This is a genomic window from Kitasatospora sp. NPDC022856, from assembly GCF_055561235.1.
In genome coordinates, this window is record NZ_JBVHHE010000002.1 from 371,245 (window position 1) to 382,878 (window position 11,634).

The 11,634-nt window shown below is 73.5% G+C and carries 12 protein-coding genes; 8 read left to right on the forward strand and 4 right to left on the reverse strand.

Annotated elements, in window-relative coordinates; genetic code table 11:
• The first annotated feature begins 7 nt into the window (after window positions 1-7).
• From pstC to ACZ34W_RS04675, 5 genes are all read left to right on the forward strand, one after another.
• Window positions 8-1,027, forward strand: a complete 1,020-nt coding sequence (pstC, locus tag ACZ34W_RS04655) for a phosphate ABC transporter permease subunit PstC (RefSeq protein ID WP_329488911.1) — start codon at window positions 8-10, stop codon at window positions 1,025-1,027.
• Window positions 1,028-1,130: 103 nt separating this feature from the next.
• Window positions 1,131-2,402 carry a phosphate ABC transporter permease PstA gene (gene pstA / locus ACZ34W_RS04660; protein WP_329488912.1) on the forward strand — a complete coding sequence of 424 codons (1,272 nt, stop codon included), beginning with the start codon at window positions 1,131-1,133 and terminating at the stop codon, window positions 2,400-2,402.
• Window positions 2,403-2,467: 65 nt separating this feature from the next.
• The gene (locus ACZ34W_RS04665; protein ID WP_465601754.1) at window positions 2,468-4,294 is read left to right on the forward strand and encodes a substrate-binding domain-containing protein; all 1,827 of its coding nucleotides are present in this window, start codon (window positions 2,468-2,470) and stop codon (window positions 4,292-4,294) included.
• Window positions 4,291-5,223 (forward strand): class E sortase, encoded by a 933-nt coding sequence (locus ACZ34W_RS04670; RefSeq protein ID WP_465601757.1) that lies wholly within the window; start codon window positions 4,291-4,293, stop codon window positions 5,221-5,223. Before ACZ34W_RS04665 ends, ACZ34W_RS04670 begins: the two co-directional genes overlap by 4 nt.
• Window positions 5,224-5,261: 38 nt before the next feature.
• Window positions 5,262-6,149 (forward strand): phosphate ABC transporter ATP-binding protein, encoded by an 888-nt coding sequence (locus ACZ34W_RS04675; RefSeq protein ID WP_329488915.1) that lies wholly within the window; start codon window positions 5,262-5,264, stop codon window positions 6,147-6,149.
• A gap of 180 nt (window positions 6,150-6,329) precedes the next feature.
• On the opposite strand, the gene ACZ34W_RS04680 is transcribed toward ACZ34W_RS04675, so the two are convergent.
• The 3 genes from ACZ34W_RS04680 to ACZ34W_RS04690 all read right to left on the reverse strand — a co-directional run bounded on the left by ACZ34W_RS04680 (window position 6,330) and on the right by ACZ34W_RS04690 (window position 8,678).
• Window positions 6,330-7,154, reverse strand: a complete 825-nt coding sequence (locus ACZ34W_RS04680; RefSeq protein WP_329488916.1) for an HAD family hydrolase — start codon at window positions 7,152-7,154, stop codon at window positions 6,330-6,332.
• Window positions 7,155-7,223: 69 nt separating this feature from the next.
• On the reverse strand, window positions 7,224-8,153 hold the full coding sequence (locus tag ACZ34W_RS04685; RefSeq protein ID WP_465601760.1) for a hypothetical protein: 930 nt from the start codon (window positions 8,151-8,153) through the stop codon (window positions 7,224-7,226).
• Window positions 8,154-8,234: 81 nt separating this feature from the next.
• Window positions 8,235-8,678: a hypothetical protein gene (locus ACZ34W_RS04690; RefSeq protein ID WP_465601763.1), complete on the reverse strand. Its 444-nt coding sequence runs from the start codon at window positions 8,676-8,678 to the stop codon at window positions 8,235-8,237.
• A 168-nt stretch (window positions 8,679-8,846) separates the two neighbouring features.
• Here ACZ34W_RS04690 and ACZ34W_RS04695 point away from each other — a divergent pair, with 168 nt between their 5' ends.
• On the forward strand, window positions 8,847-9,029 hold the full coding sequence (locus ACZ34W_RS04695) for a hypothetical protein (RefSeq protein ID WP_329488919.1): 183 nt from the start codon (window positions 8,847-8,849) through the stop codon (window positions 9,027-9,029).
• 43 nt (window positions 9,030-9,072) lie between these two features.
• Here the strand turns inward: ACZ34W_RS04695 and ACZ34W_RS04700 are convergent, their stop codons facing one another.
• A complete protein-coding gene (locus tag ACZ34W_RS04700) occupies window positions 9,073-9,960 on the reverse strand; it encodes an LLM class flavin-dependent oxidoreductase (RefSeq protein WP_465601766.1) in 888 nt (295 codons plus the stop codon).
• 80 nt (window positions 9,961-10,040) lie between these two features.
• On the opposite strand from ACZ34W_RS04700, the gene ACZ34W_RS04705 reads away from it, so the two are divergent.
• Both ACZ34W_RS04705 and ACZ34W_RS04710 read left to right on the forward strand, forming a co-directional pair.
• Window positions 10,041-10,355 carry a hypothetical protein gene (locus ACZ34W_RS04705; RefSeq protein ID WP_465601769.1) on the forward strand — a complete coding sequence of 105 codons (315 nt, stop codon included), beginning with the start codon at window positions 10,041-10,043 and terminating at the stop codon, window positions 10,353-10,355.
• A 68-nt stretch (window positions 10,356-10,423) separates the two neighbouring features.
• On the forward strand, window positions 10,424-11,629 hold the full coding sequence (locus ACZ34W_RS04710; RefSeq protein ID WP_465601772.1) for a hypothetical protein: 1,206 nt from the start codon (window positions 10,424-10,426) through the stop codon (window positions 11,627-11,629).
• The last annotated feature ends 5 nt before the right edge of the window (window positions 11,630-11,634 follow it).

Below are 11,634 nucleotides of genomic sequence, written 5' to 3' on the forward strand. Positions count from 1 at the left end.
GCAGACCATGACAGCCGCCGCCGAGCCCGCGGCACCGTACGCCGGGGCTCCACGTCCACCAGAACCCGATGTCCCCCGCGTCATCACCGCCCCCGCCACGCCCGGAGACCGGGTGTTCCGGGGAGTGCTGAGGGTGGCGGGCCTCTCCGTCTTCGCGATCATGGGACTGATCGCGTTCTTCCTGATCCTGCGCGGCGCGAACGCGCTGGGCGAGGTGGGCTGGTCCTTCCTCACCGAGCAGAAGTGGCAGACCCAGGCCCACAACTTCGGGATCGCCGCCGTCCTGCCGAACGGCCTGCTGATCGCGGTGATCGCCCTGGTGATCGCCGTGCCGGTGGCGCTGACCACGGCGATCTTCATCTCCGAGTACGCGCCGACCAGGCTGCGGGCGACGCTGGTCTCGCTCATCGACCTGATGGCCGCGATCCCCAGCATCGTCTACGGCCTCTGGGGGCTGTTCTTCCTCCAGCCGCGCATCATCGGCTTCGTCCGCTGGCTGACCAACCACCTGGGCGACGCGATCCCCTTCCTCAAGGTGCGCACCGGCGACATCGGGACCTCCTACACCTCCTCCACCTTCATCGCCGGGGTGGTCGTCTCGCTGATGATCATCCCGATCGTCGCCTCGCTCAGCCGGGAGGTGTTCTCGCAGGCCCCGCAGGGCGAGCGGGAGGGCGCGTACGCGCTGGGCTCGACCCGGTGGGGGATGGTCCGCGCGGTGGTGCTGCCGTTCGGCCGCGGCGGTGTGATCGGCGCGGTGATGCTGGGCTTCGGCCGGGCGATGGGCGAGACGATCGCCGTCGCGCTCATCATCTCGCCGAACTTCAAGGCCATCAGCCACATCCTGGAGAACGGCGCCAACTCCATCTCGGCGCTGATCGCGCTGCGCTTCGGCGAGTCGGACGAGCTCTCGCTCTCCGCGCTGATGGCGGCCGGCCTGGTGCTCTTCGCACTCACCCTGCTGGTCAACCTGGGCGCCGGCTTCGTGATCAACCGGTCCCGCTCCGGCGCTTCGACGGCGGACTGACCATGGCCCACTCCGCCACCCGCCGCCCGTCGCCGCGCCGCCCGTTGCCGGGCCGCCCGTCACCGCGCCGCCCGTTGCCGCTCCGCCGTGAAGGGACCGCCCGATGACCACCCTCGACCTGCCCCCGGCCACCGTGGCCGCGCCGGCCGACCCACCCGCGGCCGCCGCCGCGCCGCGCCCCGAGAAGCGGGTCCGGCTCGGCGGCTTCACCCGCGAGGACGTGCTGACCCTGGTCGGTGCGCTGGTCGGCTCGCTCGCCCTGGACTGGATGCTCTACGAGCGGATCCTGCCGTTCAGCGGTGCGCAGGGCTTCCTGCTCTGCTGGTACGCCCTGTTCCTGGTGGGCTACTTCGCCATCGGCCGCCTCCAGTGGAACCCGCTGATGGTCCGGGACCGGCTGGTCTCGGTCGTCGCCTGGAGCTCCGGACTGCTGGTCGTCGGCCTGATCGCCGACCAGATCGGCTACGTGCTGGTGCGCGGCTACGACGCGGCCCGGCACCTCAACTTCTTCACCGAGTCGATGGACCACACCGCCCCGCTCTCCCCGATCACCTCGGGCGGCGCGCTCAACGCGCTGGTCGGCTCGCTCGAACAGCTCGGCCTGGCCACGCTGTTCGCGGTCCCGCTGGGCATCGCGGCGGCGGTCTTCATGTCCGAGGTCGGCGGCCGGATGGCCCGGCCGGTGCGGACCCTGGTCGAGGCGATGACCGCGCTGCCGTCGATCGTCGCGGGCCTGTTCATCCTCGGCGTCGTGATCATCACCTTCGGCTTCGAGAAGAGCGGCTTCGCGGCCTCGCTGGCCCTCACCGTGATGATGATGCCGATCGTCACCAGGGCCGCCGAGGTGGTCATCCGGCTGGTGCCCGGCACGCTGCGGGAGGCCTCGTACGCACTCGGCGGCAGCCAGTGGCGCACGGTCTGGAACGTGGTGCTGCCGACCGCCCGGCCCGGACTGGTGACGGCCGTGGTGCTCGGCATGGCGCGCGGCGTCGGCGAGACCTCCCCGGTGCTGCTGACCTCGGGGTTCACCTCGCAGTTCAACGGCAATCCGTTCAGCGAGCACCAGGTCTCGCTGCCGCTGTACATCTGGAACTACGTCAAGCAGCCCTACCCCGACATGATCGCGCGCGCCTTCGCCGCCGCGCTGACCCTGATGATCGTGGTGCTCGTCCTGTTCGTCACCGCCCGCGTCGTCGGCGGCCGCAAGCCGGGTCAGCTGACGCGCCGCCAGAAGCGCCGGATCGACCGCGCCGCCGCCGTCGCCGAGGCCTCCGCCCGGGGCGGGCACCGGGGCTCCGCCCGGCCCTCGACCGCGGCCGCCGCCCGTACCGCCGCCCGGCCCGCCGGCGTGGCCACCGCCCTCGGGGAGCACTGATGTCCCGCCCAAACGCCCTCAGTACCAGAGGAGTTCCCATGTCGTGGGAGGCCGCAAGCCGCCCCGTGGCACGCACGTTCGCCGTGCTGCTGTCCCTGATCCTCGCCGCGGGCTCCCTCCTGCTGGGGCAGAGCACCCCCGCCTTCGCGGCCACCGCGCTCAACGCCGACGGCTCCAGCTGGGCCGGCCCGGCCATCGACCAGTGGCGCCAGGACGTCGCTCCGCAGGGCATCCAGATCAACTTCAACCCGATCGGGTCGGCGGCCGGCCGCAACCAGTGGAGCATCGGCCAGGACGACTTCACCGCCTCCGACGTGCCGTTCCGCTCGCAGACCGACACCGGCCTCGGCCAGGCCGGCCAGGCGGGCGGCTCCGGCAAGGCCGAGAACCCCCGGTACGGCTTCTCCTACGTGCCGATCACCGCCGGTGGGACGACCTTCATGTACAACCTGGTCGTCGCCGGCAAGCAGGTCCGCGACCTGCGGCTCTCCCCGCAGACCGTGGTCGACATCTTCACCAACAAGATCACCAACTGGAACGACCCGAAGATCACCGCGGACTACGGCAAGGCCCTGCCGAGCCTCCCGATCACCCCGGTGGTCCGCTCCGACGGCTCCGGCGCGACCGCCCAGTTCACCCGCTGGATGAGCCACACCCACGGCGCGCAGTGGGAGGAGTACTGCAAGAGCGTCAACGGCGTCAGCTGCGGTGACTACACCGAGTTCTTCCCGCCGTCGGGCCGGATGACCGCGCAGAACGGCTCCGACGTCGTGGCCGGCTACATCAAGGCCCCGTCCGGCCTCGGCACCATCGGCTACGACGAGTACGCCTTCGCCAAGCGCAGCAACTGGCCGGTCGTGAAGGTGCTCAACCCGGCCGGCTACTACACCCTGCCGACCGCCTCCAACGTCGCCGTCGCACTCACCGCCGCCAAGATCCGCGGCGTGGACGACAGCACCGCCGCCGACGACCCGGACTACCTCCAGCAGAACCTCGACGGCGTCTACTCGATGAACGACCCGAGGTCGTACCCGCTCTCCAGCTACAGCTACCTCATCGTGCCGCGGGCCGGGGCGGCCCTCCCGCCGCCGCCGCGCTTCACCAACGACAAGGGCAGCGCCCTCAGCCGCTTCCTCGCCTACGTGCTCTGCGAGGGCCAGGGCGAGGCGGACGGCCTCGGCTACTCCCCGATCCCGCGCAACCTGGTCCGCGGCGGGCTGCTGCAGACCCAGCACATCCCCGGCAACGCCAGCCCGGTCGACGCCAACACCCTCTCCAACTGCGCCAACCCGACCTTCAACTCGGCCGGCCGGCTGACCGTGCTGGACAACGCCCCGCAGCCCAGCCCGTGCGACGCCAAGGGCGCCCCGCTGGACTGCACCGTGCAGGGCGGCCAGGCGGTCAAGTCCGGGTCCGGCTCGGGCTCCGGCACCGGCGGCTCCGCCACCGGGGGCGCCGGCTCCGCCACCGGCGGGACGGGCGGCGGCGCGAGCGGCGGGGCGGGGAAGACCCCCTCGGCGAGCGGCACCGGCAGCGGATCGTCCGGCACCGGGGGCACCGGTGGCGCGGCGGGGGCCGGGGGGACCGCCGGGGGCGGCACCGGCGGCACTGCCGACCAGCCCGGCGCGGTCGACCCGGCCGCGGGCACCGGCACCGAGGGCGACCAGGCCGCGGCCGAGGACGTCGTCGACCCGCAGACCGGCCAGGTGGTCGCGCGCGGCCGCGCCGCCGCCGGCGAGGTCACGGCCAACGTGGTCGCCGTCGACGGGCGGCCGGACGACTGGATGCTGTCCACCCTGACCGCGCTCGAACTGCTCGCCGTCGTGCTCGTCCCGCCGCTGCTCGGCCGCCGTCTGATGCGGCGCCGCAACTCCGCCGGCGGCCGGTCGTGACCGCCCCGGCGCTGGAGAAGCCGGCGCCCCCCGCCCCCGGCACCCCGGCCGCGCCGGCCGCCGCGGCGCCCGCCCCGGACCCGAGGGCGGCCGGGGCGGGCCCCGGCGCCGCCCGGCCGGCCCGGCGGCGGTTCCTCCAGGGGGCCTGGGCGGTCAGCCTGCTGGCGGCGCTCACGATGGGATTCGTCGGGTACCTCTTCACGCTCTCGCACCTCCAGCAGCGGCACTACCAGTCGACCGCGTACAAGACCTTCCGGGACCAGCTGGCCAAGGCGGTCGCGCCGACCGGCGGCGCCGCCGACGGGGACCCGGTCGCGCTGCTCGACATCCCGGCGATCGGTCTGCACGGGGCCGTCGTGGTGGAGGGCACCACCGGCCGGGACCTGATGCGCGGGCCCGGCCACCGCCGGGACACCGCGCTGCCCGGGCAGAGCGGGGTCGCGGTGGTGTTCGGCCGCGGGGCGACCTTCGGCGCGCCGTTCGCCGAGCTGTCCAGGCTCCGGGTCGGCGACCGGATCGAGGCGACCACCGGGCAGGGCAGGTTCACCTACACCGTCAACGTGTACGGGGACGGCGACCACCCGATCAGCGACCCGGTCCGCAACCGGCTGGTACTGGTCACCGGGGACTCCGACTGGATCCCCGGCTCGACGGTGATGATCGGCGCCCGGCTGGACGGCGACCCGGAGGTCAACCCCGGCGGGCGCCCCGCCACCGTGCCGTACGACAAGGCGCTGGCCGCCGACAAGGGCGCGCTGGCCACGCTGCAGCTGTGGTCGCTCGGGCTGCTGGGCGCGGTGGTCGCCGCGATCCTGCTGGCCCGGATCTGGCGCCGCTCGGCCGCCTGGCTCAGCATCGCGCCGGTGATCGCCGCGATCCTCTGGGCCGTGTACGAGAACGCCGCCGCCCTGCTGCCCAACCTCTACTGAAGCGCGCCCGGAGGACCGTACCGATGACGGATGCACCGATGACCGACGTACCCCCGCTCGACCCGTTCGCCCCGCTCGACCGGGGCGGCTCCGCGAGCGAGACCACGCTGACCCTGCCGCCCGTCCACCCGGCGGACGCCGCCGGCGCCCCGCTGGCCGGCCTGGAGACCAGGGACGTCTCCGCCTGGTTCGGCTCGCACAAGGTGCTGGAGCGGGTCTCGCTCGGCATGCCCGCCGGGGAGGTCACCGCGCTGATCGGCCCCTCCGGCTGCGGCAAGTCCACCTACCTGCGGATCCTCAACCGGATGCACGAGATGGTCCGTGGCGCGCAGCTCGCCGGGGAGGTGCTGCTGGACGGCGACGACGTGTACCGGCCCGGCCGGCGGCCCGCCGAGGTCCGGCGGCGGATCGGGATGGTGTTCCAGCGGCCCAACCCGTTCCCGGCGATGTCCATCCAGGACAACGTCTCCAGCGGGCTGAAGCTGGCCGGCATCAAGGTCTCCAAGGAGGAGCGCGAGCACCTGGTGGAGAGCAGCCTGCGGCGGGCCGGCCTCTGGGACGAGGTCGCCACCCGGCTGCACACCCCGGGCGGCGCGCTCTCCGGTGGGCAGCAGCAACGCCTGTGCATCGCCCGGTCGTTGGCCGTCTCGCCGGACATCCTGCTGATGGACGAGCCGTGCTCGGCGCTCGACCCCACCTCGACCCGCCGGGTGGAGGAGACCATCGCGGAGCTGCGGGGGCGGCTCACCATCGTGATCGTGACCCACAACATGCAGCAGGCGCAGCGCGTTTCGCAGTCCTGCGCGTTCTTCCTGGCCACCCACGACACCCCGGGGCGGATCGTCGAGGCCGGACCGACCGAGCAGCTGTTCACCGATCCGCGGGACCAGCGGACCGCGGACTACGTCAACGGCCGCTTCGGGTAGCCGGACCGCCCGGCCGGGCCCGGCCGGGTCGGAGCGGCGGGATGCCGGTCCGGCCCGGCCTCCGCGCGTTCCCGGCCTCCTCGCGGCCCCTTCGCGGCCCCTTCGCGGCCCCTTCGCGGCCCCTTCGCGGCCCCTTCGCGGCCCCTTCGCGGCCCCTTCGCGGCGCCTTCGTGTTTCGGCTCAGTGGCCGAGCAGCCGCTCCAGCACCGCCGCGACGCCGTCCAGCTCATTGCTCACCGTGTGCAGCGGCACCGCCGCCAGCACCTGCGGGTGCGCGTTGGCCACGGCGTACGCGGTACCGGCCCAGGCCAGCATCTCCAGGTCGTTCGGCATGTCGCCGAAGGCCACCACCTCGCTCCGGTCGATCCCGCGCCCGGCGCACCAGCGGGCCAGCGTGCTCGCCTTGGTGACGCCGGGCGCGCTGATCTCCAGCAGCGGGATCGGCGCGGACCGGGTGATCTCGGCGAGGTGCCCGGCCGCCTCGCGGGCCACCGAGAGCAGCTTGTCGGGGTCGAGGTCCGGGTGCTTCGCCAGCAGCTTGAACAGGCCCGTGACCGGCCCCCCGGCGCCGAGCAGCTCCTCGGCCGGGCCGATCGGGTGGTTCTCGTCCTGGCCCCACATCCGCACCTCGTAGCCGGGCTCGCGGGCGAACCCGGCCGGGTACTCGAAGGCGAAGGCGGTACCGGGCAGCTTCGCCCGCAGCGCCGTCACCACCGCCAGCGCGGCCTCCGCGCCGAGCGGGAAAGACTCCAGCAGCTCGCCGCGCCGCACGTCGACCACCGCGCCGCCGTTGGAGCAGATCGCCACGCCGTGGCCGCCGATGTGGCTGCTGACCTGCTGCATCCAGCGCGGCGGCCGACCGGTCACGAAGACCACCTGGACCCCGGCCGCCTCGGCGGCGGCCAGCGCGGCGGCGGTCCGCTCGGAGACGGTGCCGCCGGCGCACAGCAGGGTGCCGTCAAGGTCGGTGGCGATCAGGCGGGGGGCGGTGCGGGGAGTGGTCACCGCTCCATCTTCGCCTACCGCCGTCGGGAGGTCACCGCCGCGACGGTGACCTCCTGACGGCTCGGCCCGCTAGCCGACCCGCAGGGTCAGCGCGGCGGTGTGCAGCGTGCCGCCGGTCATGAACTGGAGGAAGAGCCGCCAGTCCCCGCCGGCCGGCAGTTCGGCGTGGAAGGACAGCGTCGGGCCGCCGGTGCTGCCCGCCTCGGCCCGCGCCTGCGGGTGGAGGTGCGCGAAGGCCTGGTCGCCGGCGTGGAAGGCGGTCAGGTGGGCGAAGGTCTCCAGGTACGGCTGGAGGTCGGTGACCGGCCTGCCGTCCCTGGCGACGGTGACCTTCAGCTCGCCCGCCCGCCCGGCCGCCGGGGCGCCCTCGACGGTGACGGTGTACCCGTCCACGGTCGTGGTGCCGGTGGCGGCGGGCAGCGGCGCGTCGGCCGCCGCACCGCTGCCCGGGACGTCCACCGTCCGGCTGAGCACCAGGCCGGCGCCCTTTCCGGCGCCGTTGTCCGGGACGAACGAGGCGTAGACCCGCCAGGTGCCGGCGGCGGGCGCGGCCAGCGGGGCGGTCCAGGTGCCGTCGGCGGCCATCTCGGGGTGCAGGTGCTGGAACCCGGTCAGGTCGGAGCGGATCGCGTAGAAGTGCATCCGCTTGGTCTGGTCGGTCTCGTACGCGGTGACCGGGGCGCCGTCCGGGCCGGTCACGGTGAACCGGTACTCGGCGGGAGCCCCGGCCGGGAGCGTGTCGACGGCCGAGGTGAGGCGGTAGCCGTTGCGCTCGGCGGCGGGGGCCCCGGCGGCGGGGGCGGCCGTGGTGGCCGCGGTGCTCGCGGCGCCGTGGTCCATCCCGGCCATGCCGTGGCCGCCGGTCATGCCGTCGGCGCGGTCCGTGCCGCCCGTGCCGCCCGTCGCGGCGGAGCCGCAGGCGGTCAGGGCGAGGGCGAGGACGGCGGCGCCTGCGGTGAGCGCCAGGGTGCGGGTGCGGGTACGGGTGCTGAGGGACATCTGGTCGGTTCTCTTCCGGTGGGTGCGAGCAGGACGCGGCGCGCCCGGAGCCCCTGTACGGGGTCTCCGGCGCGGGCCCGGTCACGTCCGTGCGACGCACACCCGGAGCAGCAGCCGGCGTCCGGCGTCGGGCGGTGCCCGCGGCCCGGTGGTCCGCCGCTCCCGCGGGGCCGAGGGCATCCGGACGGTGGGGAGCACGGCCGCGGCCCCGGCCGCGAGCGGGGCGGCCGCCGGGAGGCCGGCGTCCTCCCGGTCCCGGGCCGACACGCAGGGGACGGCCTGCGGAGCCGCGTCCGGCGCCGGCCGCCCGTCCAGCCTCGGGGCGTCCGCGGGGGCGGCGTGGTGGGCGACCGGTGCGCGGTGGCCCGCCGAGCCCGCGACCGCGACGGCCGCGGGCCGGTGGCAACCGCCCGGCGCCGTGGGCGAGCCGTGCATCAGGAAGAGTCCGGCGAGCAGCGCGCAGAGCAGCAGCGGCCGGGCCGCCGCCCGGCCGCGTCCCCCGCTGCGCTGTTCGCCCGCCGCCACGGGCGAGACAATACCCCCGGCCGGTATCCGATCGGCGTAAGCGCCCGCCGCCGCACCGTATTTCGGCCCCCGAGCCGTTCTTTCCGGCCGTTCCCGCACCGTGCCGGGTGTCCTGCTTCCTCTTCCCGGGCATGACTGATCCCGGCCACCCCGTCGGCAGGAAGAGCCATGCGAACTCGCCACGCCCGAGACGAGCGCCCACCGACCACCCCGCCGGACGCCCCGCGCGAGACGCGCGACCCGGTCCTGATCGGCGACTTCATCTTCGACACCCTCGCCGAGCTGGCCCGGCGCACCACCCCGGACGCGACCCCGCACGTCCCCACCCAGCGCACCCGCCCGCACCCGTGACGGCCACCGGCCGGCCACCGCACCCGCGGTGGCCGGCTCCGGTTCACCCCAGCTGGGCGAGGCCCTCGGTGGCGATCTTCTCGAAGACGGCCAGGTCGTTCTCGAAGATCGAGCCCGGCACCGGCCAGTGGATCACCAGCTCGGTGATCCCCAGCTCCCGGTAGGTGCCCGCCCAGTCCACGAACGCGTCCAGCGAGGCGAGCGGTTTCTCCGCCGTCGAGCCCTGGAGCAGCACCTTCTCCAGCTCCGCCGCGTCCCGGCCGCGCACCTCGCAGGCGGCGGTCAGCTTCGCGATCTGCGCGGCGATCACGGCGGGCGCCTGCGCCACCGGCACGTCCGCCGGCCCCTTCGGGTCCCCGTACGTCACCCAGCCCTGCCCGTGCTCCGCCGCCAGCCGCAGTCCGCGCGGTCCGGTCGCGGCGACGTAGAACGGCACCCGCGGCCGCTGCACGCAGCCGGGGATGTTCCGCGCCTCGACCGCGGAGTAGTACGTGCCCCCGCGGGTCGTGGCGTCCTCGCGCAGCAGCTCGTCCAGCAGCGGCAGGAACTCCCCGAACCGGTCCGCCCGCTCCTTCGGCGACCACGCCTCCTGGCCCATCGCCGTCGCGTCGAACCCCGTCCCGCCGGCCCCGATCCCGAGCGTGAGGCGCCCGCCGGACACGTCGTCCAGCGACACGATCTCCTTCGCCAGCGTGACCGGGTGCCGGAAGTTGGGCGAGGTCACCAGCGTGCCCAGCCGCAGGCGTTCGGTCGCCGTCGCGGCCGCCGTCAGCGTCGGCACCGCCCCGAACCACGGCTCGTCCCGGAACGACCGCCAGGACAGGTGGTCGTAGGTGTAGGCGGCATGGAACCCGAGGTCCTCGGCCCGCCGCCAGATCTTCTGCCCCTCGCTCCACCGGTGGATGGGGAGGATAACGGTACTCAAGCGCATGCAGTGACGATACGCGCGCGGGTCGACGGGACTTCGGACCGCCCGCAAGTCGGCACGAGCAGGTCCGCTAGCGTGGCGCCGTGGGCACGTTGAGCAGGCGAGAACTGGCCGCGCTGGTCGAGGAAGCGACGGTCGACACCTACGACGAGCACGAGGAGCTGTCGGCTCTGTTCACCGCCGTCGAGGAGAACCTGGCGGTGCCGTTCAGCACCTCGGTGCTGGGCGCCGAGGTGACCGTGCGTGGCATCGACCTTTCACTGGACGGAAGGATCGTCGCCCTGTGCACCCGCGGTGAGTTCCGGCAGACGATCGGATTGCTGGACCTTCAGTCGCCGGAACCGGCTCCGGACGGAGCGGAGTGGGTCGAGGCGTACCGCTACTACTGGATGCAGTGAGCGCCGGAACTTTCAAGATCGAGAGGGCTTGAATGGCTGTCGTGGTACGGAACGAGGATGAGGCATCGTTGCGAGACCTGATCGAGCGAAGCTCCGAACTGAAGGGTGAACTCGTCGCCTTCGCCCAGAGCGCGCGTTTCGACCGGTGGTTGACGCCCCTCCTCCTGGAGGCCGCGGGGCCCCAGCGGCAGTTGGAGGAAGGCGATGCGATCCGGATCATCGACAACTTCATCCTGCGGTACCGCTTGCCGGACGGTTCGACCGTGGTGGACCGGTTCGTCGCCGGACGACGGGGCTTGACCGGGGCGGATCGGGAGATGCTTCTCGGCTGGCGTGACCCGGTCGAGGGCATCTTCGAGATCCGGCGCAAGGACGGGGATGCCGTCGTCCTGCTGAACCTGATCGACGACCTGGAGTACCGCACGTACTCGAACGTCGGGCGGGTGGCCTTCCACGGAGTGTCCAAGGGGGGATTCCTGCACACCTGCCTGGTGCCCGTCCACTCGGTCGACGGCGCGTGGCTGATCTCCGGAATGATGTCGTCCTACCCGAAGTCCAGCGCCACCGAGATCGCCCAGGCGGCGCTCCAACTGGCCGCCGAACAGCCCTCAATGGTCTTCCGCAACCCCGAGAAGATCGAGCAGGGATGGCGCTCGATGCGAGAGGACCGAACCGCGTTCATCGAGTTCTGCGGCAGCGACGAACTGGTCCTTCCCCCTGCCGAAACCGAGGAGCGGCTCAACGCCTATTACCGGCACCGGCAGGAAGCCGCCGTCGCCGAGCATCCCGACCGGGCCCAGGGCAGGCGGCTCCCCGGCCTGGCCTTCCCGGCCTTCGAACTGCCGCGAGGACTCGCGGAATCGGAAACGGTCGGTGCCATTTATGACGAAGTCGACGGGCTCAACTTCTACCCGGACTACGGGATGCTGCGGGACCTCTTCGCCGATCCGGCCCTCCCGGGCCGCAGGCGGCGCCAGGACCTGCTGCGCGTGTACCTGCGTGAGGAGTCGATTGCACCGCTGCCGCTCCGCCGCCTGGCCGCCGCCCACCCGGAGACCGTCGACGAGGTGTTCCGGAAGCTGTTGCGGAAGCCCGGATTCACCTGGGACGAGCACGGCGAGGAGCTGCTGCGCCTGCGCAAGCCCTGGTACTACGAGCAGGAGCCCCGCCCGGGCGTCTCCGTGATCGGTGAGCGCCTCAGCGAACTCGCTGCCGGCGGCCGTCGGCGAAAGCTCACGAGAGCACCGCGCGTCCTGGCGGCCTCATCCGGGTGAAATGC

What these genes read in the sequence shown, in the direction of transcription:
- ACZ34W_RS04700 (WP_465601766.1), bottom strand. Translation starts at nt 9,960, where the DNA reads ATGCGCTTGAGTACCGTTATCCTCCCCATCCACCGGTGGAGCGAGGGG.
- pstA (WP_329488912.1), top strand. Translation starts at nt 1,131, where the DNA reads ATGACCACCCTCGACCTGCCCCCGGCCACCGTGGCCGCGCCGGCCGAC.
- pstC (WP_329488911.1), top strand. Translation starts at nt 8, where the DNA reads ATGACAGCCGCCGCCGAGCCCGCGGCACCGTACGCCGGGGCTCCACGT.
- ACZ34W_RS04675 (WP_329488915.1), top strand. Translation starts at nt 5,262, where the DNA reads ATGACCGACGTACCCCCGCTCGACCCGTTCGCCCCGCTCGACCGGGGC.
- ACZ34W_RS04685 (WP_465601760.1), bottom strand. Translation starts at nt 8,153, where the DNA reads ATGTCCCTCAGCACCCGTACCCGCACCCGCACCCTGGCGCTCACCGCA.
- ACZ34W_RS04695 (WP_329488919.1), top strand. Translation starts at nt 8,847, where the DNA reads ATGCGAACTCGCCACGCCCGAGACGAGCGCCCACCGACCACCCCGCCG.